Genomic DNA, 26,561 nt, shown 5'->3' on the forward strand with positions numbered 1-26,561 from the left:
ACCGGGGCGGCGTCGCCGGACGCGGAGAACGCGTCCCTGTCCACACCACCACTCTGACGCGTGGAAGTCCGCTGGCGCTCCCGTTACTTCCCCGTGACGCACGGACGGACTCCCCCTTCCTTCGCATGAACGAAAGGCGACAAACGCGGCAAACACCAGTGAACCACGCCTGCGTCCGGTCGGCGCGGGATCAGACGTCCGTCACGCGCAGTCCGGCGTGCGCCTTGTAGCGGCGGTTGATGGAGATGAGGTTGGCGGTGAACGCCTCCACCTGGTGAGCGTTGTGCAGCTTGCCCCCGTAGATCCCGCGCATCCCCGGAATGCGGCCCGCGAGCGCCTGAACAGTGTCGGTCGCGTCACGGTCGTCGCCGAGGACCAGGACGTCGAGGTCCATCGCGTCCACCTCGGGATCCAGCAGCAGCACGGCCGAGACGTGGTGGAACGCCGCGACGACCCGGCTGTCGGGCAGCAGCGCGGCGGCCTGCTGCGCGGCGCTGCCCTCCTCGACCGGCAGCGCGTACATGCCCTTGCCCTTCTCGAAGCCGAGCGGGTTCACGCAGTCCACGACGATCTTCCCGGCCAGTTCGGCGCGCACCGACTCCAGCGTCGCGCGGTGCCCGTCCCACGGCACCGCGATGATCACGACGTCGGACTCGCGGGCCGCGACGGCGTTCTCCGCCCCGCTCACCGGCAGGTCCCCGCCGAGGTCGCCGGCGGCCTCCTGCGCCCGCTCGGGCCGGCGCGACCCGATGAGCACCCGGTGCCCGGCGAGCGCGAACCGGCGGGCGAGCCCCTTGCCCTGGTCGCCGGTGCCGCCGAGGATGCCGATCGTCAGGCCGCTCACGTCGGGCAGGTCGTGGGGGGACTTGCGCTGCTCAGTCATGATCCCGAGTCTGCCAAACCGTCCTTACCGGCGGGACAGGCGGCCCCGCCGCCCGGGGTATCGCGAAACCACCCTGACGGCGCGTTCCGGTACGGCACGATGGGGTCCGTGGACGGCGACCAGGTCATGATGTTGCGCGAGGTGCTGGCGGCCACCGGCTGGCTCGGCCGCGCCCGCGAGTTCGGCCGGGCGCTGCGCGGCAGCGCCCGCACGCCGGGCGGGCTGCTGCTGGTCGGCACGCCGGCGGGCGAACCCTGGCACCTGGCCGCCCACCTGGACGACGAGAGCCGCCTGAGCGACCTGCCGGGCCTGTCCCCCACGCTCGTGCGCTGGTCGCCGCCGCCGGACGCGCCCGCCCACCTGCGCGTCGGGCTGGAGCGGCTGGCGGCGGCCCGGCGCGGCGAGACGCTGTTCGTCGTCGCCGCCGGGGAGGCGCCCGTCCCGCTGCTGGAACGGGTGGACGACGCGCGCCGCACCGGCGCCACGATCCTCGCCCTCGGCGAGGGCGACCGGGAACTCGGCGGGCTCGCGCACGAGGCGCTGACCGTCCCGGCCGACCAGCCGATGCTGACCTTCGACGGCGCCCAGCACCTCGTCAGCGCCGCCGCCGGGGAGGCCGCGCCGGCGCGGCGGCCCGGCCTGCGCGACCGCCTCGCGCGGCTGCTGGAGACCGTCAGCGGGCCGACGGTCGGCGACTAGTCCTCGTCGGCCGCGTTCCACGACTCGTTGCGGCGGCGCGCCTGCTCCAGCGCGTCCGCGGCGGCCGCCTCGGTGGCGTAGGGGCCCATCCGGTCCTTGTCCGGGCACCCCGGCCCGTGCTCGACCTTCATGTGCCGCAGGCAGAACCACCAGTCGCCGTCCCCGGCTCCGCTCGGGTCGTTCATGGGCCCTCCGATCGCGCCGTTGCTCACGCGGACACAGCCATTCGTGCCCCGTCCATGCTGACTACACTCCAAGACCATGACGACGCACCTTCTCCGGCCCGGCCGTGTCTCCCCCCTCCGGAAGGTGCCCGCGCACATCCCGCGGCCGGAGTACGTCGGGAAGAAGACTCCCAGAACCGGTGAGCCGGACGTCAAGACCCCCGAGACGATCGAGCGGATGCGCGTCGCGGGCCGCATCGCGGCGCAGGCGCTCCAGGAGGTCGGTCGGCACGTCCGGCCCGGCGTCACGACCGACGAGCTGGACGTCATCGGCCACGAGTTCCTGCTCGCCCGCGACGCCTACCCGTCCACGCTGGGCTACCGGGGCTACCCCAAGTCGCTGTGCACCTCGATCAACGAGGTCATCTGCCACGGCATCCCCGACGACACCGTGCTGCGCGACGGCGACATCGTCAACGTCGACATCACGGCGTTCGTGGACGGCGTCCACGGCGACACCGACGCCACGTTCCTGTGCGGCGACGTGGACGAGGAGTCCCGGCTGCTGGTGGAGCGCACGCACGAGGCGATGATGCGCGGGATCCGGGCGGTCCGGCCGGGGCGGGCGCTGAACGTCATCGGGCGCGTCATCGAGTCCTACGCCAAGCGGTTCGGGTACGGGGTCGTCCGCGACTTCACCGGCCACGGCATCGGCACCACGTTCCACTCCGGGCTCGTCGTCCCGCACTACGACGACCCGCGCGCCACGAAGCTCATCGAGCCGGGCATGACGTTCACGATCGAGCCGATGCTGACGCTCGGCTCGTTCGACTACGACATGTGGGACGACGGCTGGACGGTCGTCACCAAGGACCGCCGCCGCACCGCGCAGTTCGAGCACACCCTGGTCGTGACCGACGACGGACACGAGATCCTCACGCTGCCCTGACCGGCCACCCGCCCCGGCCACCCGCCCCGTCCGCCCGGGAGAGCATCGTGAACGTTCCGGAGCCCTACGAGCCGCGCGTCCCGTCCGACAGCATGTCCGAGGGACGGGCGGCGCTCAGCGTCACCTGGGCGGCGCTGCCGTTCCTGTCGCTCGGCTTCCTGACGCCGTTCACGTTCGGGGCGGCGCTGCTGTGGCGGCGCACCGCGCACCTGCTGGTGTCCACGGCGGTGTACGGGACGGTGTTCGCGCTGATGGTCCTGACGGGGACGCTGCTCGGCCCGTTCACGTTCCTGCTGTCGATCGTGGGCTGCGCGCACGCGTTCCTGATCCGCCGCCAGGTGTTCGACCCCGACGGGCTCGCCGGGGTCGGCAACGACGTGGTCGTGGAGCGCGTGCGGCGGCAGCGGGTCCTGCGCGACAAGGCGCGGGAGCTGGCGGCGTCCGACCCCCGGCTGGCGCGCGAGCTGCGCATCGGCCGGCCGGACCTGCCCCGGCAGTACAAGGACGGCGGGCTCATCGACGTCAACCACGCCCCGGCCGAGGTGCTGACGCTGCTGCCGGGCGTGACCGCCGAGCTGGCCGAGCGGATCGCCCGGGTCCGGGCCGAGACGGGCGGGTTCATGTCGGCGGAGGAGATGGCGGCCGTGGTCGCGCTGCCGCCCGCGATCACCGAGGACGTCGCCGAGTACGGCCTGTTCCTGCGGTGATCCGCCGGGTAGGACCCGGGCCGTGACGAAGAAGGCAGGCGACGACCGGCTCGCGGAGTACCGGCGCCGCCGGGACGCGGGCCGCACGCCCGAACCCGTCCCGGGCGAGGCGCCGCTCCCCCACGGCGACGACGACACGTTCGTGATCCAGGAGCACCACGCGCGCAGCCTGCACTGGGACCTGCGGCTGGAGCGCGGCGGGGTGCTCGTGTCGTGGGCGGTGCCGAAGGGCGTGCCGTCCGATCCCGGGGAGAACCGGCTGGCCGTCCACACCGAGGACCATCCGCTGGAGTACGCGGCGTTCGAGGGCGAGATCCCGGCGGGCGAGTACGGCGCGGGCAAGTCCCTGCTGTGGGATCGCGGGACGTACGAGACCGAGAAGTGGACCGACCGCGAGGTGAAGGTCGTCTTCCACGGCACGCGCGTCCAGGGCCGCTACGTGCTGTTCCGGACGCGCGGCGACAACTGGATGATCCACCGGATGGACCCGCCCACCGACCCCGACGCCGAGCCGCCGCCCGAGGGCCTGCTCCCGATGCTCGCGCAGGAGCGCAAACGGCTGCCGAAGGACGAGGACGCCTGGGCGTACGAGTTCGCCTGGGGCGGGCGGCGGCTGCTCGCCCGGATCAGCGGCGGACGGACACGCTGCACCGACGCGCGGGGCCGTCCGGCCGAGGCCCCGCCGGGGGTCGGGTCGGCGCTCGGCGGGGCGCTCGGCGTCCGGACGGCCCTGCTGGACGGCGAGGTCGCCCGCGTCGCCGGCGCCGAGCTGTACCTGATCTTCGACCTGCTGCACCTGGACGGCCGCCCGCTCCTGGACGTCCCGTACCGCGAGCGCCGGGCGCGGCTGGACGATCTCGCCCTCGACGGCGCCCGGCACCGGACCGCGCCCCGGTTCCCCGGGGCGGACGACCCGGGCGCGGCGGTGCTGGACGCCGCGCGCCGGGAAGGGCTCGCCGCGATCGTGGCGAAACGGCTGGATTCCCCTTACCGTCCGGGGAAGGCGTCCGCCGACTGGCGGCTGCTGCCCGCCGGTCAGTAGGCGAACGTGATGCGCCCCCGGTGGGACTGGACGGTCTCCAGTTCGTCCACGAGCGCGAGCGCGAAGTCCTCGGCGCTGATGCGGCTGTTCCCGTCGGCGTCCACGATCAGCTCGTCGCCGCCGCGCCGGTAGTGGCCGGTGCGCTCGCCGGGCTCGATCTCGGCGGCGGGCGAGACGTAGGTCCAGTCCACGTCGGCGGCGTCGGCGCGGATGAGGTCGAGGAGTTCGGCATGGGCGAGGGCTTCGGACTTGTAGACGTCCGGGAAGTCGGGGGTGTCCACGAGGCGCAGGCCCGGCGCGACCTCCAGGCTGCCCGCGCCGCCGACGACGACGAGCCGTCCGGCGCCCGCCGCGCGCACGCCGCCGAGCAGCGCGCGGCCCACGGCGAGCAGGTACGGGGCGGGCGGCGTCCCGTCGCGGGGCGGGGTGACCGCGACGACGACGGCGTCCTTGTCCTTGGCCAGGTCGGCGACGCGGGACTCGTCGGCGATGTCGAGGACCACGCCGTCGGTGCCGCGCCGTGTCGCGCCCGTGACCTCGTGGCCCCGGCTCCGCGCCTCGGCGGCGATGCGCGACCCGATCATTCCGGTGGACCCGATCAGCAGGATTTTCATGGCCGTCTCCTTAGAAAGTTGCGCGTGAGCTTGACGGTATCCATCGGATACTGATTACCTCAACGTGCCGAGAGCACCTTGGAGAAACCATGGACGTCAACGGACTGATGGGCGACGCCTTCGACCCCGACTGCCCGACCCGGTTGGTCCTGGACCGCATCGGGGACAAGTGGTCGGTCCTCGTCGTCCTCCTGCTGAACGACGGGCCGCTGCGCTTCACCGCGCTGCGCGACCGTGTCGGCGGCGTGACCCCGAAGGTCCTCACCCAGACGCTGCGGGTGCTGGAGCGCGACGGGCTCGTCGCCCGGGAGGTCTTCGCCGAGATCCCGCCGCGCGTCGAGTACGCCCTGACGCCGCTCGGCCGCTCGCTCCAGGCGCCGATCCGGGCCGTCGCCGACTGGGCCGAGGCCAACGTCGGCGCGGTGCTCGCCGCCCGCCGCCGGCACGACGACGCGGCCGGGAACCCGGGGGTCGCATCCCCCGTCTGATCCGTGCGATCCACCATCGGCGCGCCGCCCGTTGCGCAGCCTTTGCGCGGGCTAGAGTCCGGCGTGGCCGGATCGGGGCGAAAGCGGTGATCGACACAGATGATGGGAAAGACCCACGCGCTCAGCGGCGCGCTCGCGTGGCTGGCCGCCGCGCCGGTGCTGGGGAGCGAGAAGCTGCTGGGAAGCCATGCGGTGGACCTGTCCGCCAAGCAGCTCCTCGCGGGAGCGGTGGTGTGCGCCGGGGCCGCGCTGCTGCCCGACATCGACCACCACAACGGGCGCATCGCCAACACGTTCGGCCCGATCACCAAGGTGTTCTGCAAGTACGTCGGCAAGGTGTCCGGCGGGCACCGGCAGGGCACCCACTCGATCCTGTTCGCCGTCCTCATGGGCTTCGCGATGACGTGGCTCGCCACCCACTTCGTCTACGGCTGGTGGGCGGCGCTGTTCGTCATCGTCGGGTTCGGGCTGCGCGGCATCGGGCTGGACTTCGAGGGCAAGGAGCCGCAGTCGGCCATCGCCGACTGCGTCCTCGCCGGGCTCGCCGTCTACCTCATGCACGACCTCGACATGGGCTTCGCGGGCTACGCCGTCGCGCTCGGCTGCCTGGCCCACCTCGCCGGGGACTGCCTGACGCCGCGCGGCTGCCCGCTGCTGTGGCCGATCCCGTGGCGGCTGGACGTCCCGCTCGTCCCGGTGACGGACGGCAAGGTGGAGCGCTGGGTCGTCGCGCCCGTGCTGACGCTCGGCGTCGCGGTCCTCGCGATGCGGTCGGTGCTCGGCGACATCGGGGCGCGCTGGCTGACCCGGGGCTGACCTAGAACCGGACGACCGCCGCGATCCGGTCGTGGTCCACGAGGAAGCCGTCGGAGACGAACGTGACCTCGCCGCCGTACTCCAGCGTGGTCTCGATGAGGTCGTCGACCAGGTCGTCCACCACGTCCGCGCCGCGCAGGGCGCCGGGCGGGCCGTCGACCGGGACGACCTCGCCGTCCGTCCGCACCGCCGGGGCGTAGTAGCCGCGCTCCACGACCAGGTGCTCGGCGCGGCCCGCCTCGACCAGCCGCGCGACCTCCTGGAGCCCGGCGGCGTAGCGCTGGAGCCCGCGCGCCGCCTCCAGCTCGGCGAGGACGGCGACCTCCCGCAGGTCCTCGTAGGCGTGCAGGACGGGCTGCGCCAGCTCGGCGAGGACGGCGGCGGGCGTGCCCTCGTGCGCGCCGTCCACCCGGCCCGCGATCGTGATCTGCGGCCCGGCCAGCTCGTCGAACACCGCCTGGTGGCGGGTGACCCCGGCGACGAGCACCGGCCGGGCGTCGCGCGTCAGCACGGCCTCCAGCCGGTGGACGGCGTCCCGGACGACCTGCCGGTGCCGTTCCTCCGCCGCGCCGGGCCGCTGCTCGTCGGGCGCCTCGCCGTCGAGCGGGAACCCGTCGCCGGTGTGCTCGGCCAGGTCGCCGTCGCGGCCGTCCCACAGCCGGGCGCACCGGTCCGACAGGGACAGGATCCAGTAGCTCGGCCGCCGGGCGTCGGCGGCGAGCAGGTCGCGGGTCGCGAACGTGGTGTCCACGACGACCCGCTCGTCCACCGGCTGGTCGATCATGAACGCGTGGTGCTCGCCGTCCGGCGTCGCGAACAGCACCAGCCCGTCCTCGGCGTGCCGCAGGTCCGCCTCCCCGGCGGCGGCCTCCAGCCCGCGCACGACCTCGTCCACCGCGCCGGGCGCGACGCGCGCGTCCGCCTGGAGACGGCGCCGGACCTCGGTGAGCAGGTTGCGGAGCCGGATCTGGTCCGCGCGGGCGCGGCGCGCCCCCCGGTGCGTGGGCATGAGCACCGAAACGGCCGGAAACGTGCGTGGTTTTCGCAGGTCGGACAGGGTTACGGCGTTCATGGTCCCCCGATCGAGTCGTCCCTCACTGCTGTCACCTTTGTAACGAGCCCGAGGTAAATGGTGCGTAAGAGCCGATCGAGGATCGCGGGCTGATCCGGCCGGGGGACGGTTCAGCGCGGGACGACGAAGCCCGTCTCGTAGGCGAGGATCACGGCCTGCGTGCGGTCGCGGGCCTGGAGCTTGGCGAGGAGATTGCCGACGTGCGTCTTGACCGTCTGGGGGCTGACGAACAGTTCGGCGGCGATCTCGGCGTTGGACCGGCCGCGCGCCATGAGCCGCAGGACGTCGGCCTCGCGCTCGGTCAGGCGGGCGTGCCAGTCGGCGGCGTCGGCGCGGGGGGCGTGCGCGGCGGCCAGGGCGCGGATCGCGGCGGGGAACAGCAGCGTGTCGCCGCCCGCGACCATCCGGACAGCTTGCAGGATCTCGTCCGGGCGGGCGCGTTTGAGCAGGAAGCCGTCCGCGCCGGCCTTGAGCGCGTCGTAGACGTACTCGTCGTTCTCGAACGTCGTCACCACGATGATCTTCGGCGGGTCCGGGACGGCCGCGAGGATCCGCCGGGTGGCCTCGATGCCGTCCAGCCGGGGCATCCGGACGTCCATCAGCACCACGTCGGGCCGCAGCCGCCGGACGGCGTCCAGGACCTCGGCGCCGTCGTCGGCCTCGCCCGCGACGGTCAGGTCGGGCTCGGCGCCGATGATGGCGGCGAGGCCCGCGCGGATGAGGCGTTCGTCGTCCACCAGCAGGACCGAGATCGTCATGCGTGCGAACCTACCGGCAGCGAGACGGCCACCTCGAAGCGTCCGCCGTCCGGGCCCGCCGCGAGCGTGCCGCGCAGGACGGTCACGCGTTCGCGGATCCCGGCGAGGCCCCGGCCCCCGGACGCGCCCGGACGGTGCCCGGGTTCGGCGAGCGGGTTGCCGACCGCCAGCTCCAGCCGGTCCCCGCGCAGTTCCAGCCGGAACCGGACCGGCACCGGACCGGCGTGCTTGAGCGCGTTCGTCAGGCACTCCTGCGCGATGCGGTAGGTCTCGCGGGACACCGCCGCCGGGACGCGCGCGAGGTCAGGATCGACCCGGGCGTCCAGCGTCACGCCCGCGATGCGGGTCTGCTCCAGCAGCCGGGGCAGGTCGTCCAGCGTCTTCTGCGGCGCGGTCGCGGCGGGACGGCCGTCGTCGCGCAGCAGCCCGAGGACGTGGTCGAGATCCTCCAGGGCCGTCCGCGCGGACTCCTCGATCGCGCTCAGTGCCTCCTTGGCGAACGCCGGGTCGGCGGCGAGGACGCGGCCCGCCGCTGCCGCCTGGAGCGTCACGACGCTGAGCGCGTGCCCGACCGAGTCGTGCAGCTCGCGCGCCAGCCGGTTGCGCTCGGCGAGCCGGACCGCCGCCGCCTCCAGGTCGGCGAGCCGCTCGGCGGGCGACGGGCCGAGGAACCGGGGCGCGAACGCGGCCGTCAGCCGTCCGGCGACGACGATCACCGCCATGACGCCCGCCAGGCACCCCAGCCCGATCGGGACGAGCAGCGGTCGCAGGGGGCCGCCGCCGAACGGGCCGAGGTAGCTCCGCAGGTCCCAGTCGACGAACGCCGTGAGCAGCAGCGCACCCCCGAACGGCGGCACCGCGAGGCTGAGCCCGCTGACGACGAACCCGGTGAACAGGTGCAGCGTGAACCACGCGCCGGTGCGGACGCGGGTGCCCGTCGACCGCGCGGCGGACGGCGGCAGCGCGACGAGCGGCCCGCCGACCAGCTCCCGGACGGCCGTGCCCTCCAGCAGCCGCACGGCCGGGACGAGCCCGGTCACGAACGCCCCCGCCACCGGGCAGGCGAGCAGGATCAGCACCGTCTTCGGGGCCTCGGCCATCGGGATCGGGCCGAAGACCGTCATCGCGAGCATGAAGTAGGGCAGCAGCAGGGCCCCGCCGACGACGAGGTAGGCCCACCGCCGCCACGTCTCCCGCGCCACGACGCTCCGGAAAACCCGACGCATGCCGCTATTTTCGCAGATCGGACGGCAGGGGCCCTCCCCCGCGCGGGGGGTCAGCGCTCGCGGTCCTGCTCGGCGAGCCGGGCGAGCCGCGCGTTGTAGACGGCCAGCTCGTCGTCGGCGGGATCGCCCCCGGCCTCCTGCGCGCGGTCGGCCCTGCGGTCCTCCCGGCGGGCCCGGCGCTGGTCGTCGAAGAACCACTGGAACGCCAGGATGATCAGGACGATGAACGTCGGGACCTCCCCGAAGGCCCACGCGATCGCGCCCGCCGTGTGCTCGTCCTTGATGATCGACGTCCCCCACGCCGGATGCACCGCCGTGTACCAGCCGCGCGCGAGCGGTTCGCCGAGGTTCATGAGCGCGATGCCGAAGAACGCGTGGAACGGCATCGTGACGAACAGCAGCAGGATGCGTCCCGGGTAGGGCAGCTTGCGCGGCGCCGGGTCCACCCCGATCAGGACCCAGAAGAACAGCAGGCCCGTCAGCAGGAAGTGCGTCATCATCGCGATGTGCCCGAGGTGGCTGCGCATCAGCGTCTCGAACAGCGACGTGAAGTACAGGACGAACGTGCTCGCCACGAACAGGATCGTCGCCACCGCCGGATGGGTGACCAGCGCGGTGAACCGGCTGTGCAGCGCGATCGTCAGCCACTCGCGCGGCCCCCGGTCGCCGCGCACCCGCGCGGGCTTCAGGGCGCGCAGTGCCAGCGTGATCGGCGCGCCCGCCACCAGGAAGATCGGCGTCAGCATGTTGAGGACCATGTGCTGCGCCATGTGGACGCTGAACAGGATCGGCGCGTACCGTCCGACGCCCGTCTGCGTCACCGCGAGGATGCTGACCAGCCCGACCAGCCACGCCGCCGTGCGCGGGAGGGACCAGTGGTCGCCGCGCCGCCGCAGCCGCACGACGCCCGCGAGGTAGACGCCGCCGAGCACGAGGACGAGCGCCGCGAAGTACAGGTCGAAGACGCCGAGCGTGACGAGCCGGGACGCCGTCACGTGCGGCGGCATCGCGTAGCCGAGCAGCGTCTCGACGCCCGACTCCTCGGTCGTCGGCGCGGGCGGCGCGGACCGGGCGAGCGCGACGGCCAGCCCCGTCGTCGCCGCCATGATCGCGACCTCGGCGACGGCGAGCCGGGCGAACGCGCGGGGCCGGCCGGCCTCGACCGCCGGGACGGTCCTCTCCCGGTGGTACCAGCCGACGGCGCCGAGCAGCGCGAACGCGACGATCTTGCCGAGGGCCAGCCGCCCGTAGCTGGTCGTGACGAGTTCGGCCGGGTCGGGCAGCCGGGCGATCACGTTGATCATGCCGCTGGCGCCGACGACGACGTAGCACCACAGCGCCATCCGGCTGAACCGCGCGGTCATGACGCCGAGCCCGTCCCGGCCGGTCAGGGCGTGGACGCCGACGATCGCGAGCCCGCCCACCCACGGCGCGATCGCCACGACGTGCAGCGCGACGCCGGTCGTGGCGACCTGGTGGTTGGCGGCCGACGCCGAGTGCCCGGTGAGCGGCGGCGGCAGTACCGCGACCACCGCGAGCGCGAGCAGCCCGGCCGCCGCGCCGGGGGTGGTGGTCGTCCAGGCGAGCAGCGCCACGACGACCGCGAGCAGGACGACGAGCATGAGCGCCCGACCCTGCGTCAGCGACCCGACGTAGCTGCTCAGCTCGTTGCCGGTGAGGACGTCCAGGGCCGGCTGCCCGAGCACGTCGGAGACCGTCAGGACGAGCGTGGCGCCCGCCGCCGCCGCCCAGGTCGCGGCGAACCAGGACGCGGCGCGCAGGTAGCCGATCGCGTCGGCCGTCAGCGGCGCGGCGCCCGGCTCGGCGCCCTTGCCGCGCTTCCCGGCGCGGCGGGCGTTCATCGGCAGCAGCACGACGGCCGCGAGCAGCGCCCCGACGGTCAGCGACGCGGCCAGGTTCATGACGAGCCGCGCGAACGGCAGCCCCCACCGCGTCGCGGCGCCCGCGTCGCCGAGGCCGGGGATGACCTTCTCGGTGGCCGCGCCCCCCGCCACGAGCGCCACGACCAGGGTCGCGATGGCGGCGGCGGACGCCAGCGCGGCGGCCCGGACGACCGCCGGGACTCCCTCGCGCGCCGCCGCCGGACGGCTAGTCGTCGCCATCGGCGCGGCCTCCCGCGTCCACCGGGTGGCGGCGCTTGGCCCGCACGACGATCCCGACGCCGATGAGGATGCCGAGCACGCCGCCGCCGATGATCCACGCCCAGCTCGGCCCGCCGGAGTCCTTCGCGGCGGGCTTGTCCGCTGCGGAGGGCTGCCCCGTGCTCTCCGCCGGGCTCAGGGCCGGCGGCGCGTCCCCGCCGGCGACCACGAAGCTCGGCGACTCGGCGGTGACCGGGTGCCCGTCCGCGCCGACGACCCGGTAGGCGACCGTGTAGGCGCCCGGCGGGACGGCGGCCTTGAGCTTCTGCGTGACCGTCGTGCCCGCGCGGGCGGCGGCGCCGTCCTGGACCTGCGCGCCGCCGGCGTCCTTCACCACGACCTGCGCGACCCGGATCTCGTCGCTGAACGTCAGCGTGACCTGCGCGGGGGCGGCCACGGACGCGCCGTCGGCGGGCGTGCTGGACACCAGCCGGGTGTGCGCGGACGCCGGGGCCGCGAACGCGACCCCGGCCCCCGAGAGCGCGGCGGCGGTGAGACCGAGCGCGGCCAGACGGCGCGGACGGGGCATGCGAGAGATCATGGAAGGGCCGGATTTCTACGGTGGAACAGAGGCTCTCCCACCCTACTGAGCCCTTCCCGATGGTCGGTTTCAGATCCCTGCCGAGGTCAGCGCGCGGCGGTAGGCGTCCAGGCGGGGCGTGTCGTCGGCGCCGGTCTCGGCGAGCAGTTCGGCGAGGTCGAACCACGTCCGCGCGGCCTCCCGGGACGACTCCAGCCGCTCCAGGTGCTCGGCCGCCCGCGTCAGGACCTCGACGGCCCGGTTGCGCCGTCCGAGCCGGACGCACGCCTCCCCGAGGACCGTCAGCGCCCACGCCGTCGCGCGGCGCGGCGTGTCCCCGAGCAGGTCCAGGGCCTCCTCGGCGAGCGCGACGGCCTCGTTCGGCCGGCCGAGCGCGGTCTCGGCGCGGGCCAGCTCGGTCAGGCACGTCGCGACCAGCACCTCCCCCGCCTCGCCGACGCCGATCTCCCCGCGCACCTTGGCGAGCAGGTCGCGGGCCTGCCCGGCCTCGGCCGGACGGGCCCGCAGCAGCAGCGACGCGTAGGTGATCCGGACGCGGGCGACGACGCGCGGGTCCTCCTCCTCGCCCGCGCTGAGCAGCGCCCGCTCGGCGAGCGCGACCCCGGCCTCGTAGTCCCCGCGGATCTCGGCGACGTGCGCGGCCTCCCGGTAGGCGGCGAGCCGGGCGCCCGGCCCGCCCACCCGCTCGGCGCGCTCCACGAGCTGGTCGGCGAGCTGCCCGGCCCGCACCAGGTCGCCGCGCTCCACGAACGCCGCGAGCAGCGCGGCGCCGAGCCGGACGGCCGCGTCGGTCGAGTCGGCCCCGGCGGCGATGAGGCGGCGCAGCGCGTCCTCGGCGACCCGGACGCCCTCGCCCAGCTCGCCGCGCTCGCGCAGGCACCGGCTCAGCGCGACGTGCAGCCGCGACCACTGCGCGAGGTCGCCGTCGACCGGCAGCTCGTCGGCGAGGGACCGCAGCTCCTCGACGGCCGCGTCCAGTTCCCCGGCCGCCTCCAGCGCCAGCGCGTGGCCCCACCGGGCCTGCCGCAGCATGTCCGGGAGCGCGACGGCGTCGCTGCTGGCCAGGACGTCGGAGAACCGGGCGCGGGCCTCCCCCGGAGCGCCGTTGCGCAGCGCGATCTCGGCGTAGTCGAGCGTGACGCGCAACTCGTCCACGACGTCCTCGCTGACCCCGCTGACGAGGTAGGTCGCCGAGCAGTTGAGCTTCCCGGCGAGGAGGTCGACGACGCTCGGCGCGGGGATCCGCTTGTCGCTCTCGATGAGCGAGATGTAGCTGTCGGACAGCTCGGGATAGGCGAGCTGAGCCTGGCTGATGCCCTGCCGGATCCGCAGCGCGCGGATGCGCTGCCCGAGGGTCTCCCGATCCATCCGTGGCCCTTCCGTCGTCTCTCACATACGCACCACCGAAGGCTATAGCGGACGGGTCGCCGACGGCAGTCGGATCGGCACCCCGAGTGCTGCTGTACTGGCGCCATGACCGTTTCCACGCACGTGCTCGACACCCGGAGCGGGCGGCCCGCCGCGGGCCTGCCGGTCCGGCTCGATCGTTACGACAATGACACCTGGGAGCCGGTGGCGGAGGGCGCGACCGCCGAGGACGGCCGGTGGAGCGCCGCCCCCCGCGATCCGGACGCCGGGACCCCGCCCGGCACCTACCGCCTCCGGTTCGGATCGGGGGCGTACTTCGCCGAGCTGGGCGAGCCGACCTTCTACCCCGAGATCGGGATCATCTTCACGGCGGCCGACGGAGGCGAGGACCACCACGTCCCGCTGGCGCTCGGGGCCCACGGCTACTCGACGTACCGGGGCGGGTGAACCACCGGTTCCGGCCGGACGGGAACGGGGACGCCGGTTCGGCCGGAACCCGGCACGGGAAGTTAGTGTGTGCCGGTTCTTTTCCCGACTCTGACCTGGAGCGCTCCCGATGTCCCAGCCCAGCGCGGCCGAGCCGCCGCCCCTCGGCGGGCGCGGCCCCGTGGACCGCTTCTTCGAGCTGACGGCGCGCGGCACGACCGTGGCCCGCGAGGTCCGCGGCGGGATCACGACGTTCTTCGCGATGGCGTACATCATCCTGCTGAACCCGCTGATCCTCGGCGGGGCCAAGGACATCGACGGGCACGTCCTGTCGATCCCGCAGCTCACGACGATGACGGCCCTGTCGGCGGCGGTGGCCACGGTGATCATGGGCCTGGTCGGGAACGCGCCGATGGCGCTGGCCGCCGGGCTCGGCATCAACGCGGTCGTCGCGTTCCAGGCCGCGCCGCACATGACGTGGCCGGAGGCGATGGGCCTGGTGGTCCTGGAGGGCCTGGTGATCGTCCTGCTGGCCGTCACCGGCGTCCGGGAACTGATCATGAACGCGATCCCGCTGGCGCTCAAGCACTCGATCGCGGTCGGCATCGGCGCGTTCATCGCGCTCGTCGGGATGGTGGACGGCGGGTTCACGACGTCCAGCGCGACCAGCCCGCCGCTCACGCTCGGGATCGGCGGACGCCTCGCCACCTGGCCGTCGGCGGTGTTCGTGCTGGCGCTGCTGCTGATGATCGTCCTGTACGTGCGGCGGGTGCCGGGCGCGATCCTCATCGGGATCGTCGTGGCCACGGTCGTGGCGGTGGTCGTCCAGAAGAACGCGCACATCCCCGCGAAGGGGCCGGGGTCCTGGGGCACGGTCACCCCCGACCTGCCCGACCGCTACTTCTCCGCGCCCGACTTCGGGCTGTTCGGCAAGGTGGACGTGTTCGGCGGCTTCGCCGAGGCGGGCGTCCTCACCGCGCTCGTCGTGCTGTTCACGCTCGTCCTGTCGGGGTTCTTCGACGCGATGGGCACGATCCTCGGCATCAGCGACGAGGCCGGGCTCGTGGACGAGCGCGGCCAGGTGCCCCGGCTCGGCCGGATCCTGTCGGTGGACGGCCTGTCGGCCGCGCTCGGCGGCGTGACCAGCTCGTCGGCCAACACGGTGTTCGTGGAGTCGGCCGCCGGGGTCGGCGAGGGCGCGCGGACCGGACTGGCCAACCTCGCGACCGGCGCGCTGTTCGCGCTGACGCTGTTCCTGACGCCCCTGGCCGCCGTCGTCCCCGCCCAGGCCGCCGCGCCCGCGCTCGTCCTGGTCGGCGCGCTGATGATGACGCGGGTCGCCAAGGTGGACTGGTCCGACCTCGGGTTCGCGATCCCGGCGTTCCTGACGATCGTCGTGATGCCCTACACGTACTCGATCACCAACGGCATCGGCGCGGGCATCGTCTCCTACACGCTCATCAAGATCGCCCGGGGCCGGCCGCGCGAGGCGGGCGTGCTGCTGTGGATCGTCTCGATCGTTTTCATCCTCTACTTCGGTTTGAACATCGTGGAGGAGGTCCTGGGTGTGGAATAGCACCGAGATGACATAAACGGAGGGAAGGCGTTCACGCCCGCCCTCCGCTCGGTGCGAAAGGCTGTGGTGTGGCGTCCGCGGACAACACTCCCGGACCCGGCGGCCGCGGACACGTCCTGCTGGCCTCCGACCGTTTCAAGGGCTCGCTGTCGGCCACCGCCGTGACCCGGCACCTGGCCGCCGGGCTGCGCCGGGTCCGGCCGGACGTCCCGGTGGTCGAACTGCCCGTCCCGTCCGCGGGCGACGGCCTCGCCGAGGCGGCGCTCGCGGCGGGCTGGCGGCGGGTGGAGACCGAGGTCAGCGGGCCCGCCGGACGTCCCGTGCGCGCGGTGCTGGCCGTGGACCGTGACACGGCCGTCGTGGACCTCGGCGAGGCGTGCGCGCCGCGCCTGCTCCCCGGCGGCCGGCCCCGGCCGCTCACCGCGACGAGCCTCGGCGCGGGCCAGCTCCTCGGGCACGCGCTGCGCGGGGGCGCGCGGCGGATCGTGCTGGCGCTCGGCGCCAGCGCCGCCGCCGACGGCGGCGCCGGGCTGGTGCAGGGCCTCGGCGGACGGCTGCTGGACGCCGCCGGACGCGAACTCCCGCCCGGCGGCGCGGCGCTGCGGTCCCTGCAGGCCGTCGACCTGCGCGGCCTGCCGGACCTGTCGCGCGTGGAACTCGTCCTCGCCGGGGACGTGTCCGGCGTGCTGCTCGGCCGGTCCGGGACGCCCGCGGCGGCGCGGGAGGCGGGCGCGGAGACCGACGCGGGCCGCGACGGCGTCCGGACGCTGGACGCGGGCCTGCGGCGCTGGGCCGACGTCGCCGAGGCGGCCGTCCGCCGGTCGGCCCGGGACCGGCCCGGCGCGGGCGCGGGCGGCGGCGCCGGGTTCGCGGCGATGGCGCTGCTCGGAGCGACACCACGGCCCGGCTCGGGGTTCCTGCTCGACCTGCTCGGGTTCGCCGGACGGGCGCGCGGCGCGCGGCTGGTCGTGACCGGCGAGGGCGCGCTCGACACGCGGACGCTGCGCGGCCGGACCCCGGCGGGCGTGGCGCGGTCGGCGGCGCGGTCGGGGACGCCCGTCGTCGCGGTCACCGGACGGCGCGGCCTCACCGGGGAGCAACTGCGCCGCAGCCGGATCCAGGCCGTCTACGCGCTCGCCGACATCGAGCGGGACGTCGGCCGTTCCATGCGGCACGCCGGTCCCCTGCTGGAGCAGCTCACGGTCGCGATCGCCGACGAGTGGCTGCCCTGACTGCCCGCCGCCGTCGCGGGGCATAGTCCGGGAGACGGTTGGAGGGGCTATGAAGATCGGCGTTCCGCGCGAGATCAAGAACCACGAGTACCGGGTGGCGATCGCCCCGGCGGGGGTCCACGAGCTGACGCGCCACGGGCACGAGGTGTTCGTGGAGGGCGGTGCGGGCGAAGGCTCGGCGGTCGCCGACGCCGAGTTCGCCGGCGCCGGGGCCAAGATCGTCGACGGGCCGGACGCGGTGTGGGCCGAGGGCGACCTGATCCTCAAGGTCAAGGAACCGATCGCGCCCGAGTTCCACCGGATGCGGCCGGGCCAGACGCTGTTCACCTACCTGCACCTGGCGGCGTCGCGGGAGTGCACGGACGCGCTGCTGGCGGCGGGCGTCACGGCGATCGGGTACGAGACCGTCCAGTTCGCGGACGGCTCGCTGCCGCTGCTCGCCCCGATGTCGGAGGTCGCCGGACGGCTCGCCGCCCAGGTCGGGGCCTACAACCTGATGAAGTTCAACGGCGGCCGGGGCGTGCTGCCCGGCGGGGTGCCGGGGGTGGCGCCCGCGCGGGTCGCGGTGATCGGCGGCGGCGTGGCGGGGCTGAACGCGGCGCGGATCGCCGTCGGGATGGGCGCGTCGGTCACGATCATGGACGTGAACGTCAACCGGCTGCGCGAGATCGACGCCGCCTACCAGGGGCGGCTCGGGACGCTCACGTCCACCGCCTACACGCTCGACCGGGAGGTCCGCGAGGCCGACCTCGTGATCGGCGCGGTGCTGATCCCGGGCGCCAAGGCCCCGAAGCTCGTGTCGAACGACCTCGTCGCGCACATGAAGTCCGGATCGGTGCTCGTGGACATCGCGATCGACCAGGGCGGCTGCTTCGAGGACTCGCGTCCCACGACGCACGACGACCCGACGTACCGCGTCCACGACTCGGTGTTCTACTGCGTGGCGAACATGCCGGGCGCGGTGCCCAACACGTCCACCTACGCGCTCACGAACGTCACGCTGCCGTACGCGCTGCGGATCGCCGACCTCGGCTGGCGGGACGCGCTGCGCGCCGACCCCGCGCTCGCCCTCGGCCTGAACACGCACGCGGGACGGATCGTCTACGGTCCGGTCGCCGACGCGCACGGGCTGGAGCGCACACCGCTGGAGGTGGTGCTCGCGTCGTGACCGCCGCGCCCTAGAGTGGCCTCCATGGGCGAACTGATCCTCCTCCGGCACGGCGAGACCGCGTGGAGCCGGGACAGACGTCACACCGGGCGCACCGACGTCCCGCTCACCCAGCGCGGTGAGGAGCAGGCGCGGTCGCTGCGCAAGGCCGCCGGGCTGGACGCGGCCGTCCGCGTGATCGCCAGCCCGGCCGGACGCGCCCGCCGGACCGCCGAGCTGGCCGGGCTCACGGTGGACGCCGTCGACCCCGACCTGTGGGAATGGGACTACGGCGGCTATGAGGGCATCACGACGGCGGAGATCCGCGAGACCCGTCCCGGCTGGTATCTCTGGGACGACGGCGTGATCCCCGGCGACGCCGACCACCCCGGCGAGACCGTCGAGCGGGTCGGCGCGCGGGTGGACGCCGTCCTCGCGCGCTGCCGTCCGGTCCTGGCCGACGGGGACGTGGCGCTCGTCGCGCACGGGCACGTCCTGCGGGTCCTCACGGCGCGCTGGCTCGGCCTGGATCCGGCGCTCGGCCGGCTGTTCGCCCTGGACACCGGCACGGTCTCCCGGCTCGGCGACGAGCACGGCCGGCCGGTGATCGCGTCCTGGAACGTCCCGCCGGGCTGACCCCGGCGGGTCTTCGCGATCAGCGGGAAACCGGGCTTAGCCGCATAGGATGGCGGCTGGTGGCGACCGGCGGCGACGGGGCGCGCACGGCCCGCCCGGCACGATTGCGAGGACGACGATGACGACCGGCCAGACCCCGATCCGCGGCTACACCGCCACCAAGGACCAGCTCCAGACGCGGCTGCGCCGGATCGAGGGCCAGGTGCGCGGCATCGACCGCATGGTCGAGGACGACCGGTACTGCATCGACATCCTCACGCAGATCTCGGCCGTCCAGGCGGCGCTGGACAAGGTGGCGCTCGGGCTGCTGGACGGGCACGTCCGGCACTGCGTCGCCGAGGGCGCCGAAGAGGGCAAGGGCGACGCGATGTCCACCGAGCTGATGGCGGCCGTCGGACGGCTCATGCGACGCGGCTGACCCCTCAGGCCGGGGGGTCCAGCGGGCACGGCGGCGGGTCCGCGGGCGGCGTCTCGGCCAGCACTTCGTCCTGCGCCTCGGCGAGCAGCCGGAGCCCGCGCAGGAAGTGCTCGCGCTCGACCGGGGTCAGGGCGTCCATCGTGCGGCGCGCGGCGGTCAGCTTCGTCCGCGCGAACTCCTCGACGACCGGGCGCCAGGGCGCGGCGACGCTGATCACGGTGCGGCGGCGGTCCCGCTCGTCCGCCTCCTTGGTGACGAGCCCGGCGCGCTGGAGTTCGCCGACGAGCTGGCTGGTGGTGGCGGGTTCCAGGCCGATGCGCCCGGCCAGCTCCCCGACGGCGGCGGACCCGAACATCGCGAGCGTGACCATCACCGGGATGTGCCGGGGCGCGAGCCCCGCGTCCCGTGCGCGCTGGACGAGTTCGGGCGGCCCGCCGGGACCGCCGTGCTTCTTGGCCGCCTTCATGATGCGGCCGAGCAGCCGCATCAGCGTCACGACGTCCTCGTCCGGCGGCGGTGGGGAAGAGAACGGAGCGCTCATGACTTGAAGTTCAACATATTTCGTGGTGCACTGCCAATACCTTGAAGTTCAAGGCTTCCCCCCACGCGGGGATCACGGGGCGCACCGAAAAGGGGGCTCACCATGTCCGAAAGCCCACCCCCGCCGCAGGCCGGATCGGACCGGCTCGACCGCGGCGTTCTCGTCCTCGGCCTCGTCATCGTCGCCGGGACGATCATGGCGATCCTCGACACCACGATCGTCAACGTGGCGCTCCAGACGCTCGGCAAAGACTTCGACACCGGCCTGTCCACGATCCAGTGGGTGGTCACCGGCTACATGCTCGCGCTCGGCACGGTCATCCCGCTGACCGGCTGGGCCATCGACCGGTTCGGCGGACGGCGGGTCTGGATGACCTCGATCGTCTTGTTCGTCGCCGGATCCGCGCTGTCGGGGGCGGCGTGGAACATCGAGTCGCTCATCGCGTTCCGCGTCCTGCAAGGGCTCGGCGGCGGGATGCTCATGCCGACCGGAATGGCGATCCTGTCCGTCGCGGCCGGGCCGCGCCGGATGGGACGGGTCATGAGCATCGTCGGCGTGCCGATGCTGCTCGGCCCGATCCTCGGCCCCGCGCTCGGCGGCTGGCTGGTCGACAACACCGACTGGCGCTGGATCTTCCTCGTCAACGTGCCGATCGGCGCGCTGGCGCTGGCGCTCGCCTGGTGGCGCGTCCCGGCCGGCTCCGGGGGCTCGGCCGGACGGACCAAGCTCGACCTGCGGGGCCTGCTCCTGCTCCCGCCCGCGTTCGCGCTGCTGATCTACGGGCTGTCCAACGCGAGCAGCCACGGCGGGTTCGGGAACGCGGCCGTCCTCGGCTGGGCTGCGGCGGGCGCGGTGCTCATCGCGCTGTTCGTCGCGCACAGCCTGGCGCGGGGCGAGCGGGCGCTGATCGACGTCCGGCTGTTCGCCGACCGGACGTTCGCCAACGCCTCCCTCGCGGTGCTGCTCGTCGGCGTCGCGCTCATCGGCTCGCTGCTGCTCCTCCCGCTCTACTACCAGACGGCGCGCGGCGAGAGCGCGTTCGCGGCGGGCCTGCTGATCGCGCCGCAGGGCATCGGGGCGGCGCTGGCGATGCCGTTCGCCGGGCAGCTCACCGACCGGATCGGGGCCGGACGCGTGGTCCCGGTCGGGATCGTGCTGCTCGTCCTCGGCACGGTCGGGCTCACGCAGGTGTCCGACCACACGTCCTACGCGCTGCTCGCGAGCATGCTGTTCGTGCGGGGCCTCGGCCTCGGCTCGACCATGATGCCGACGATGAGCTCGGCCATCGCGACGCTCCCGCAGCGCTCGGTGGCCCGTGCGACCAGCTCGCTGAACATCCTCATGCAGCTCGGCGGGTCGTTCGGGTCGGCGCTGCTGGCGGTGCTGCTGTCGCGCGGGATCGCCGACCGCGTCCCGGGCGGCGGCGGTGACGGCTTCGGCGCGGTGCCGGACGCGGTCCGCGAGCGCATCGCGCCGCTGCTGGCCGAGGCGTTCCACGAGCCGTTCTGGGTGGCGCTCGGGCTGACGGCGGTGCTGATCGTCCCGGCGCTGCTGCTCCCCCGGCACGGCACCCGGCCCGTCCCCGACGGGCCGAAGGCCGAGACGTTCGCCGAGGTCACGGCCGACGTGTGATCCGCTCGGGCGGCGGGCGCAGGGGGCGCCCGCCGCCAGCCGGCGCGGACCAGCCAGCGCGGACCAGCCGGCGCGGACCAGCCGGCGCGGACCAGCCGGCGCGGATCAGGTCGCGGGCGCAGGTCAGCGGGCGCGGGTCAGGTCGCGGGCGCGCCGCGCGTCCGGCGAGTACCGGTAGCGCTCGGGGACGACCTGGGACGTCCGGTAGAGCCCCTTCAGCGCCAGCGTCGCGGCCAGGTCGGACGTGGGCAGCCCCGGCAGCCCGTACATCCGGCGCGCCCAGCGCGGGAGCGTCGAGACGACGAACGTCCCGAGCGGCGGGACCGCCAGCTTCAGCGGCAGCATCCGGCGCGGCACCGCCGGGTTGAACATCCGGCGCAGCCCCGCGCGGGCCTCGTCGCACGCGAAGATGTGGCCGCGCATCATCGCGTAGTAGTCGCGCATCTCGGCGACGCTCGCCGGGACGTCCGCCGGGTCGAGCCCGACGACGGCGGCGGCGCGGCGCTGCTCGTCCACGAATTGGTCGGCGTCGGCGGCGGTGAGCGGCACCCCGGCGCGGCGCGCGATGTCCAGGTAGGAGTCGACCTCGCCGAGGTGGACCCAGAGCAGGTTCTCCGGCTCGTCGATCCGGAACGTTGATCCGGTACGCGGGTCGACGCCGGTGAGGCGGGAGTGCAGGTTCCGGACGCGCCGCCCGATCCGGTCGACCTCGGCGGTCGTCCCGTAGGTGCGGACGCGGACGAACTCGACCGTCCGCGCCAGCCGCGACCACGCCGCGCTCGGGTTCATCAGCTCGGAGTTCTGCGCGGTGCCCCACATCGTCCGGGGGTGCAGCGCCTGGAGCAGCAGCGCGCGGATCCCGCCGACGATCAGCACCGGCTCGCCCATGACGTGCCAGGTCACCGATCCGGGACCGAACAGCCCGTAGTCTTCGTCCACCCCTGCACGGTAACCGATGACTTACTGCGGCACCACCGGTCATTCGGGGACGGGAACGGGCGTGCCCTCCTCGTCGTCGCCCGGCGCCTGCTCGGTCTGCTCGGCGATCCAGGCGAGGTAGTCCAGGCTGCCCGCCGAGATCGGCGTCGCGATGATCTCCGGGCTGTCGTAGGAGTGGACCTCGGTGATGAGGCTCGCCAGCTCGTCGAACCGGTCGGCGGTGGTCTTGAACAGCACCAGCCACTCCTCGGCGGACTCGATCGCCCCCTCCCACCAGTACGTGCTAGCGATCGGACCGACGAGCTGCGCGCACGCCGCGAGCCGCTCGGCCACCGCCGAGCGCGCCAGCTCCGCCGCCTCGCCCCGTGAGTCGGTCGTGGTCGTCACCTGAACGTACGCCCGTGCCATGCCCGGAGTCCTTCCCCTCCGCCACGACCCGAAGCCGCCCCAAAGGGCCCAGCCTCCGCCACCGCACCGGACGCGATCCTGCCCAGACACCGCCCCCGCCCAGTCACGACCGGCGTCCGACACCACGCCCGTAGGCCCTGGCCAGGTCGCGCCCCCGCCCGGACACGGTCGGCGTCCGTCACGACTCCCGGCGGACGGGCCCAGGCTCCGCCGCCCGCCCGGGCACAACCGCGCCCGGCGAAGCCTGCTTGAACGCGACCGGCGTCCGACACCGCGCCCGGCGGGCCTTGCCCGGACGGCGGCGCCCACCCGGGCACGACCCGGGCCGGCACCGCGCCCGGCGGATTCTGCTCAGGCGGCGCCGACCGCCCGGAGGCGGCCGGCGTCCGTCAGCGTGCTGGGTGGACTACCAGGGCGCTGCCGCCGCCGCGTCGGACCGGCTCGGCGACGGCCTGGACGAGACCGGGGCGCAGGAATTCGAGGCCGGTGGCGGCGCCGATCGTTCCGACGGGCGGGCTCTGGTAGAGCTGCACGTCGTGGCCCAGTGCGGCGAGTGCCTTGCCGTAGCGGTCGATGAACGCGGGCTCGGCGAACACCTGCGGGGTGTTGCGCTGTGTCGCGCGGGGCGCGGCCAGGGCCTCGGGGAGCGTCATGCCGAGGTCGAGCCGGTTCAGCAGGATCTGCAGGACGGTCGTGATGATCGTGGACCCGCCGGGCGTGCCGACGGCGAGCTTCGGCCGGCCGTGGTCCAGGACGATCGTCGGCGCCATGCTGCTGCGGGGCCGCTTGCCGGGGCCGGGCAGGTTCGGGTCGGGCGCGGCGCCGGGGGCGGGCGGCTGGAGGGTGAAGTCGGTCAGCTCGTTGTTCAGCAGGAACCCGCGTCCGGGGACGGTCAGCCCGCTGCCGCCGAACTGCTCGATCGTCACGTTGTAGGCGACGACGTTCCCCCACCGGTCGGACACGACGAGGTGGGTCGTCTGCGGGCCTTCATAGGTGAGCGGGGCCTTGGCCGCGGCCGGTTTCGCGCAGCCGCCGTAGGAGCCGTCCGGTGTGCCGGGCGGGACGGGCGCGGTCGCGGCCTTCGCCGGGTCGATGAGGCAGGCGCGCTCCTTGGCGAAGCCCTTGGACAGCAGTTGCCTCAGCGGGACGTCCACCTGCGCCGGGTCGCCGACGTACCGACCCCGGTCGGCGAAGGCCAGCTTGGACGCCTCCAGGTACGCGTGCAGCGCGGCGACCGGGTCCTTCGGGCTCAGCTTGAAGTTCTCCAGGATGTTCAGCGCCTCGCCGACCGTCGAGCCGCCGGACGACGACGGCGCCATGCCGTAGACGTCCAGCCCCCGGTAGGTGACGTGCGTCGGGTCCTTCGCGAGCGCCCGGTAGGCGGCGAGGTCGGCCGTCGTCATCAAGCCGGGACGGACCTTCCGCGTCGCCTTCGGGTCGACGGGCGGCGCGGCGGCCGTGGCGGCGATCTCGCGGCCCAGCTCCCCGCCGTACAGCCAGGACGGCCCGCGCCGCGCCAGCTCGCGGTAGGTCGCGGCCAGCTCGGGGTTCCGGAACGTTGTTCCGATTGCGGGCGGCTTGCCGTCCGGCAAAAACAGCTTGCGCGTCGGGACGATGTCGGCGAACCGGGCCTGGTTGATCGCCGTCTGGTCGTGGAACTCCTGGTCCACGGTGAAGCCGTGCTCGGCGACGCGGATGGCGGGGCGCAGCAGCGTCCCGAGGCTGCGGCTGCCGTAGGCGTGCAGCGCGCGGTCCCACTGCGCGACCGTGCCGGGGACGCCGACGCTGAGCCCGCTCGTCACGGCCTCGTCGAACGGGAGGGCCTTGCCGGTCGCGGGGTCCACGAACGCGTCCTGCCGCATCGCGCGCGGCGCGGTCTCGCGGCCGTCGAACGTGTGGACGGTGCGGGTCCGCGCGTCGTAGTAGGTCAGGTAGCCGCCCCCGCCGATCGCGGCGACGTACGGCTCGGTGACGCCGAGCGTCGCGGCGGCGGCGACGGCCGCGTCCAGGGCGTTCCCGCCCTGGCGCAGGACCTCCAGCGCGCTGCGGCTGGCGTCGAGGTCGACGGTCGCGACGGCGCCGCCGTAGCCGGTCGCGACGGGCTGCTTGTCCGGCGCGCGGGCGGCCGACGGCGCGGCGAGCGCGGCGGCCAGGACGGTTCCGGCGGCGAGCGTGAGGGCCGGGAGTCGAAGCGTACGAAGGGACACGCGGTTCCTCCTGGAAAGTACGGCCTGCGGCGTCTCCACCGTGTCATTGATCTTGTTCCGCCGCCAGCGGGGACCGGGCTGGACATCCGTCACATCCGGCCGCTATGTTGTTCTCAGATCGAGTTAGACTCAAGGAGAGAACGACATGGACGACGCGGACTTCCTCGCGTCCTACGACCCGCGCGCCTACGACCCCGTCGCGGTGACCGTGGACGTCGTCGCGCTGACGATCCGCGACGGCGCGCTCGCCGTGCTGCTCGTCCGGCGCGGCCACCCGCCGTTCGCCGGGCAGTGGGCGCTGCCGGGCGGGTTCGTCGTCGCCGACGGCGAGGACCTGCCCGACGCCGCCGTCCGCGAACTCGGCGAGGAGACCGGCCTCGCCGCGGGCGACGGCGCCCTCGCCCGCGTCCACCTCGAACAGCTCGGCACCTACGGCGCTCCGGGCCGCGACCCCCGGATGCGGATCGTCTCCGTCGCCTACCTCGCGTTCGCGCCCGAGCTGCCCGACCCGGCGGCGGGCGGGGACGCCGCCGACGCCGCTTGGACGCCCGTCGCCGACCTACGCCTCACCGAGACCGGCGCGCAGCCGCCCGGCACGACGCGCAAGCTCGCGTTCGACCACGCGCGGATCCTCGCCGACGGCCTGGAGCGCGCCCGCGCCAAGCTGGAGTACACGCCGCTCGCCACCGCGTTCTGCGCCGCCGAGTTCACGATCCCCGACCTGCGCGCCGTCTACGAGGCGGTGTGGGGCGAGGAGCTGCACGCGGGCAACTTCCACCGGAAGGTCCTGTCCGTCCCGGGGTTCGTGGCGGGCACCGGCGGCACCTCCGACGCCCCCGGACGGCGCGGCGGCCCCCGTCCGCGCCTCTACCGGGCGGGCGACGCGCGGCTGCTGCACCCCGCGCTGCTGCGGCCGGGCCGGGAGGACGAGGTCCGATGACCGTCCCCGAGGCCCTGCGGCTGCTCGACCGCGCGCGCGATCCGCGCGCGGTGTTCGGCGCGGACGAGGCCGAGGCGGCGCGCGTCTACCGGCGGCTGGCCCGCGTCCTGCACCCGGACGCGCCCGGCGGCGGCGACCGGCACGGCTTCGTCCGGCTCGGCGACCTGTGGCGGAGCTACCACGGCGAAGTCCTGACGACGCCGAAGCGCACCTACCGGCTCGGCCCGCTCGCCGCGCGCGGCGATCTCTGCGCGCTGTACGAGGCGGGCGACGTCCTGCTGAAGATGCCGCGCGACCCGTCCGACTCCGACCTGCTGGAACGGGAGGCCGCCGCGCTGCGCCGGCTCGCGCGCGGTGAGCGTAAATACCGCGCGTACGTGCCGCGCCTGGTCGAATCGTTCCGGCACCGCGACGCCGCGACCGGTGCGGACCGCCGCGTCAACGCGCTCGCCCGGCTGGACGGGTTCGTCACGCTCGCCGACGTCCGCGCCGCGTATCCAGGCGGCCTGGACGCCCGCGACGTCGCGTGGATGTGGCGGCGGCTGCTCGTCGGGCTCGGGTTCGCGCACCGGACGGGCGTCGTGCACGGCGCGGTGCTGCCCGAGCACGTCCTGATCCACCCGGCCGACCACGGCGTCGTGCTCGTGGACTGGTGCTACAGCACCACCGACGGCGGCCGTATCCCGGCGCTGGTCGCCCGCTACGCCGATCGGTACCCGCCGGAAGTCACCGGGAAGCGGCCCGCCACTCCGGCCACCGACATCTACCTCGCCACCCATTGCATGACCGAACTGATGGGCGACGCGGCGCCGGACGCGCTCGTCCGGTTCGCGCGCGGCTGCGCATTGCCCGCGCCCACGGCCCGTCCGGACGACGCCTGGCGCCTGCTCGGCGAACTGGACGAAATCCTCGAACGGCTCTACGGCCCCCGCCGGTTCCGCCCGTTCACGATGCCCTGACAGAAGGAGAC

Annotated in this window: 28 protein-coding genes; 15 read left to right on the forward strand and 13 right to left on the reverse strand. The window is 74.4% G+C overall.

Annotated elements, in window-relative coordinates; all coding sequences use genetic code 11:
• Positions 1-190: 190 nt before the first annotated feature.
• Complete coding sequence (npdG, locus tag BTM25_RS14040) at positions 191-883, reverse strand: NADPH-dependent F420 reductase (RefSeq protein ID WP_103563352.1); 693 nt, start codon at positions 881-883, stop codon at positions 191-193.
• Positions 884-982: 99 nt separating this feature from the next.
• On the opposite strand from npdG, the gene BTM25_RS14045 reads away from it, so the two are divergent.
• Positions 983-1,582: a hypothetical protein gene (locus BTM25_RS14045; protein ID WP_103563353.1), complete on the forward strand. Its 600-nt coding sequence runs from the start codon at positions 983-985 to the stop codon at positions 1,580-1,582.
• Here the strand turns inward: BTM25_RS14045 and BTM25_RS14050 are convergent.
• Entirely contained in the window at positions 1,579-1,767 is a 189-nt protein-coding gene (locus tag BTM25_RS14050) for a hypothetical protein (RefSeq protein ID WP_103563354.1), read from the reverse strand. The two genes, BTM25_RS14045 and BTM25_RS14050, sit on opposite strands and share 4 nt — an antisense overlap.
• A gap of 76 nt (positions 1,768-1,843) precedes the next feature.
• Here BTM25_RS14050 and map point away from each other — a divergent pair, with 76 nt between their 5' ends.
• The 3 genes from map to BTM25_RS14065 are packed head-to-tail and all read left to right on the forward strand — an operon-like array spanning position 1,844 to position 4,444.
• Complete coding sequence (gene map, locus BTM25_RS14055; protein WP_103563355.1) at positions 1,844-2,695, forward strand: type I methionyl aminopeptidase; 852 nt, start codon at positions 1,844-1,846, stop codon at positions 2,693-2,695.
• A 47-nt stretch (positions 2,696-2,742) separates the two neighbouring features.
• On the forward strand, positions 2,743-3,402 hold the full coding sequence (locus BTM25_RS14060; RefSeq protein WP_103563356.1) for a ComEA family DNA-binding protein: 660 nt from the start codon (positions 2,743-2,745) through the stop codon (positions 3,400-3,402).
• A 22-nt stretch (positions 3,403-3,424) separates the two neighbouring features.
• Positions 3,425-4,444 (forward strand): DNA polymerase ligase N-terminal domain-containing protein, encoded by a 1,020-nt coding sequence (locus BTM25_RS14065; RefSeq protein WP_103563357.1) that lies wholly within the window; start codon positions 3,425-3,427, stop codon positions 4,442-4,444.
• On the opposite strand, the gene BTM25_RS14070 is transcribed toward BTM25_RS14065, so the two are convergent.
• On the reverse strand, positions 4,438-5,058 hold the full coding sequence (locus BTM25_RS14070; protein ID WP_103563358.1) for an NAD(P)-dependent oxidoreductase: 621 nt from the start codon (positions 5,056-5,058) through the stop codon (positions 4,438-4,440). The two genes, BTM25_RS14065 and BTM25_RS14070, sit on opposite strands and share 7 nt — an antisense overlap.
• A gap of 89 nt (positions 5,059-5,147) precedes the next feature.
• Between BTM25_RS14070 and BTM25_RS14075 the strand changes: the two genes are divergently transcribed.
• Positions 5,148-5,546: a winged helix-turn-helix transcriptional regulator gene (locus BTM25_RS14075; protein WP_103563359.1), complete on the forward strand. Its 399-nt coding sequence runs from the start codon at positions 5,148-5,150 to the stop codon at positions 5,544-5,546.
• Between the two features lie 99 nt (positions 5,547-5,645).
• Positions 5,646-6,362, forward strand: coding sequence for a metal-dependent hydrolase (locus BTM25_RS14080; protein WP_205648115.1), 717 nt, complete (start codon positions 5,646-5,648; stop codon positions 6,360-6,362).
• 1 nt (position 6,363) lies between these two features.
• On the opposite strand, the gene BTM25_RS14085 is transcribed toward BTM25_RS14080, so the two are convergent.
• The 6 genes from BTM25_RS14085 to BTM25_RS14110 all read right to left on the reverse strand — a co-directional run bounded on the left by BTM25_RS14085 (position 6,364) and on the right by BTM25_RS14110 (position 13,489).
• Entirely contained in the window at positions 6,364-7,371 is a 1,008-nt protein-coding gene (locus BTM25_RS14085; RefSeq protein WP_235828405.1) for a baeRF3 domain-containing protein, read from the reverse strand.
• 173 nt (positions 7,372-7,544) lie between these two features.
• The gene (locus tag BTM25_RS14090) at positions 7,545-8,192 is read right to left on the reverse strand and encodes a response regulator transcription factor (protein ID WP_103563361.1); all 648 of its coding nucleotides are present in this window, start codon (positions 8,190-8,192) and stop codon (positions 7,545-7,547) included.
• Positions 8,189-9,418, reverse strand: a complete 1,230-nt coding sequence (locus tag BTM25_RS14095) for a sensor histidine kinase (RefSeq protein ID WP_103563362.1) — start codon at positions 9,416-9,418, stop codon at positions 8,189-8,191. The genes BTM25_RS14090 and BTM25_RS14095 overlap by 4 nt, the downstream gene beginning before the upstream one ends.
• Positions 9,419-9,468: 50 nt before the next feature.
• The gene (locus BTM25_RS14100) at positions 9,469-11,541 is read right to left on the reverse strand and encodes a cytochrome c oxidase assembly protein (RefSeq protein WP_103563363.1); all 2,073 of its coding nucleotides are present in this window, start codon (positions 11,539-11,541) and stop codon (positions 9,469-9,471) included.
• On the reverse strand, positions 11,528-12,109 hold the full coding sequence (locus tag BTM25_RS14105; RefSeq protein ID WP_168212115.1) for a copper resistance CopC family protein: 582 nt from the start codon (positions 12,107-12,109) through the stop codon (positions 11,528-11,530). Before BTM25_RS14105 ends, BTM25_RS14100 begins: the two co-directional genes overlap by 14 nt.
• An 81-nt stretch (positions 12,110-12,190) precedes the next feature.
• The gene (locus tag BTM25_RS14110) at positions 12,191-13,489 is read right to left on the reverse strand and encodes a helix-turn-helix domain-containing protein (RefSeq protein ID WP_103563365.1); all 1,299 of its coding nucleotides are present in this window, start codon (positions 13,487-13,489) and stop codon (positions 12,191-12,193) included.
• Between the two features lie 105 nt (positions 13,490-13,594).
• On the opposite strand from BTM25_RS14110, the gene uraH reads away from it, so the two are divergent.
• From uraH to BTM25_RS14140, 6 genes are all read left to right on the forward strand, one after another.
• Positions 13,595-13,936 (forward strand): hydroxyisourate hydrolase, encoded by a 342-nt coding sequence (gene uraH / locus BTM25_RS14115; protein ID WP_103563366.1) that lies wholly within the window; start codon positions 13,595-13,597, stop codon positions 13,934-13,936.
• Between the two features lie 109 nt (positions 13,937-14,045).
• A complete protein-coding gene (locus BTM25_RS14120; protein WP_103563367.1) occupies positions 14,046-15,491 on the forward strand; it encodes an NCS2 family permease in 1,446 nt (481 codons plus the stop codon).
• A 68-nt stretch (positions 15,492-15,559) separates the two neighbouring features.
• The gene (locus BTM25_RS14125; protein ID WP_103563368.1) at positions 15,560-16,723 is read left to right on the forward strand and encodes a glycerate kinase; all 1,164 of its coding nucleotides are present in this window, start codon (positions 15,560-15,562) and stop codon (positions 16,721-16,723) included.
• Positions 16,724-16,772: 49 nt separating this feature from the next.
• On the forward strand, positions 16,773-17,891 hold the full coding sequence (gene ald / locus BTM25_RS14130; protein ID WP_103563369.1) for an alanine dehydrogenase: 1,119 nt from the start codon (positions 16,773-16,775) through the stop codon (positions 17,889-17,891).
• 24 nt (positions 17,892-17,915) lie between these two features.
• Positions 17,916-18,506 (forward strand): histidine phosphatase family protein, encoded by a 591-nt coding sequence (locus tag BTM25_RS14135; RefSeq protein ID WP_103563370.1) that lies wholly within the window; start codon positions 17,916-17,918, stop codon positions 18,504-18,506.
• Between the two features lie 118 nt (positions 18,507-18,624).
• Positions 18,625-18,924, forward strand: coding sequence for a metal-sensitive transcriptional regulator (locus BTM25_RS14140; RefSeq protein WP_103563371.1), 300 nt, complete (start codon positions 18,625-18,627; stop codon positions 18,922-18,924).
• A gap of 4 nt (positions 18,925-18,928) precedes the next feature.
• On the opposite strand, the gene BTM25_RS14145 is transcribed toward BTM25_RS14140, so the two are convergent.
• Complete coding sequence (locus BTM25_RS14145; RefSeq protein WP_103563372.1) at positions 18,929-19,465, reverse strand: MarR family winged helix-turn-helix transcriptional regulator; 537 nt, start codon at positions 19,463-19,465, stop codon at positions 18,929-18,931.
• Between the two features lie 102 nt (positions 19,466-19,567).
• Between BTM25_RS14145 and BTM25_RS14150 the strand changes: the two genes are divergently transcribed.
• Positions 19,568-21,097 (forward strand): MDR family MFS transporter, encoded by a 1,530-nt coding sequence (locus BTM25_RS14150; RefSeq protein WP_103563373.1) that lies wholly within the window; start codon positions 19,568-19,570, stop codon positions 21,095-21,097.
• Positions 21,098-21,220: 123 nt separating this feature from the next.
• On the opposite strand, the gene BTM25_RS14155 is transcribed toward BTM25_RS14150, so the two are convergent.
• From BTM25_RS14155 to ggt, 3 genes are all read right to left on the reverse strand, one after another.
• Positions 21,221-22,036: an oxygenase MpaB family protein gene (locus BTM25_RS14155; RefSeq protein WP_235828406.1), complete on the reverse strand. Its 816-nt coding sequence runs from the start codon at positions 22,034-22,036 to the stop codon at positions 21,221-21,223.
• A 39-nt stretch (positions 22,037-22,075) separates the two neighbouring features.
• The gene (gene cutA, locus BTM25_RS14160) at positions 22,076-22,444 is read right to left on the reverse strand and encodes a divalent-cation tolerance protein CutA (protein ID WP_103563374.1); all 369 of its coding nucleotides are present in this window, start codon (positions 22,442-22,444) and stop codon (positions 22,076-22,078) included.
• 389 nt (positions 22,445-22,833) lie between these two features.
• On the reverse strand, positions 22,834-24,651 hold the full coding sequence (gene ggt / locus BTM25_RS14165; protein WP_103563375.1) for a gamma-glutamyltransferase: 1,818 nt from the start codon (positions 24,649-24,651) through the stop codon (positions 22,834-22,836).
• A 145-nt stretch (positions 24,652-24,796) separates the two neighbouring features.
• On the opposite strand from ggt, the gene BTM25_RS14170 reads away from it, so the two are divergent.
• Positions 24,797-25,591, forward strand: a complete 795-nt coding sequence (locus BTM25_RS14170) for an NUDIX hydrolase (protein WP_103563376.1) — start codon at positions 24,797-24,799, stop codon at positions 25,589-25,591.
• Positions 25,588-26,550: a molecular chaperone DnaJ gene (locus BTM25_RS14175; RefSeq protein ID WP_103563377.1), complete on the forward strand. Its 963-nt coding sequence runs from the start codon at positions 25,588-25,590 to the stop codon at positions 26,548-26,550. Before BTM25_RS14170 ends, BTM25_RS14175 begins: the two co-directional genes overlap by 4 nt.
• Positions 26,551-26,561 lie beyond the last annotated feature (11 nt).

Source organism: Actinomadura rubteroloni, from assembly GCF_002911665.1.
GTDB lineage: Bacteria > Actinomycetota > Actinomycetes > Streptosporangiales > Streptosporangiaceae > Spirillospora > Spirillospora rubteroloni.

Coding starts and splice junctions, on each gene's coding strand:
- BTM25_RS14170 (WP_103563376.1), top strand. CDS start 24,797: ATGGACGACGCGGACTTCCTCGCGTCCTACGACCCGCGCGCCTACGAC.
- BTM25_RS14145 (WP_103563372.1), bottom strand. CDS start 19,465: ATGAGCGCTCCGTTCTCTTCCCCACCGCCGCCGGACGAGGACGTCGTG.
- BTM25_RS14085 (WP_235828405.1), bottom strand. CDS start 7,371: ATGCCCACGCACCGGGGGGCGCGCCGCGCCCGCGCGGACCAGATCCGG.
- BTM25_RS14150 (WP_103563373.1), top strand. CDS start 19,568: ATGTCCGAAAGCCCACCCCCGCCGCAGGCCGGATCGGACCGGCTCGAC.
- ald (WP_103563369.1), top strand. CDS start 16,773: ATGAAGATCGGCGTTCCGCGCGAGATCAAGAACCACGAGTACCGGGTG.
- BTM25_RS14100 (WP_103563363.1), bottom strand. CDS start 11,541: ATGGCGACGACTAGCCGTCCGGCGGCGGCGCGCGAGGGAGTCCCGGCG.
- cutA (WP_103563374.1), bottom strand. CDS start 22,444: ATGGCACGGGCGTACGTTCAGGTGACGACCACGACCGACTCACGGGGC.
- BTM25_RS14140 (WP_103563371.1), top strand. CDS start 18,625: ATGACGACCGGCCAGACCCCGATCCGCGGCTACACCGCCACCAAGGAC.
- BTM25_RS14120 (WP_103563367.1), top strand. CDS start 14,046: ATGTCCCAGCCCAGCGCGGCCGAGCCGCCGCCCCTCGGCGGGCGCGGC.
- BTM25_RS14075 (WP_103563359.1), top strand. CDS start 5,148: ATGGACGTCAACGGACTGATGGGCGACGCCTTCGACCCCGACTGCCCG.
- BTM25_RS14050 (WP_103563354.1), bottom strand. CDS start 1,767: ATGAACGACCCGAGCGGAGCCGGGGACGGCGACTGGTGGTTCTGCCTG.
- BTM25_RS14175 (WP_103563377.1), top strand. CDS start 25,588: ATGACCGTCCCCGAGGCCCTGCGGCTGCTCGACCGCGCGCGCGATCCG.
- BTM25_RS14095 (WP_103563362.1), bottom strand. CDS start 9,418: ATGCGTCGGGTTTTCCGGAGCGTCGTGGCGCGGGAGACGTGGCGGCGG.
- BTM25_RS14045 (WP_103563353.1), top strand. CDS start 983: ATGGGGTCCGTGGACGGCGACCAGGTCATGATGTTGCGCGAGGTGCTG.
- BTM25_RS14080 (WP_205648115.1), top strand. CDS start 5,646: ATGATGGGAAAGACCCACGCGCTCAGCGGCGCGCTCGCGTGGCTGGCC.
- BTM25_RS14105 (WP_168212115.1), bottom strand. CDS start 12,109: ATGCCCCGTCCGCGCCGTCTGGCCGCGCTCGGTCTCACCGCCGCCGCG.
- BTM25_RS14070 (WP_103563358.1), bottom strand. CDS start 5,058: ATGAAAATCCTGCTGATCGGGTCCACCGGAATGATCGGGTCGCGCATC.
- BTM25_RS14135 (WP_103563370.1), top strand. CDS start 17,916: ATGGGCGAACTGATCCTCCTCCGGCACGGCGAGACCGCGTGGAGCCGG.
- uraH (WP_103563366.1), top strand. CDS start 13,595: ATGACCGTTTCCACGCACGTGCTCGACACCCGGAGCGGGCGGCCCGCC.
- BTM25_RS14110 (WP_103563365.1), bottom strand. CDS start 13,489: ATGGATCGGGAGACCCTCGGGCAGCGCATCCGCGCGCTGCGGATCCGG.
- npdG (WP_103563352.1), bottom strand. CDS start 883: ATGACTGAGCAGCGCAAGTCCCCCCACGACCTGCCCGACGTGAGCGGC.
- BTM25_RS14090 (WP_103563361.1), bottom strand. CDS start 8,192: ATGACGATCTCGGTCCTGCTGGTGGACGACGAACGCCTCATCCGCGCG.
- map (WP_103563355.1), top strand. CDS start 1,844: ATGACGACGCACCTTCTCCGGCCCGGCCGTGTCTCCCCCCTCCGGAAG.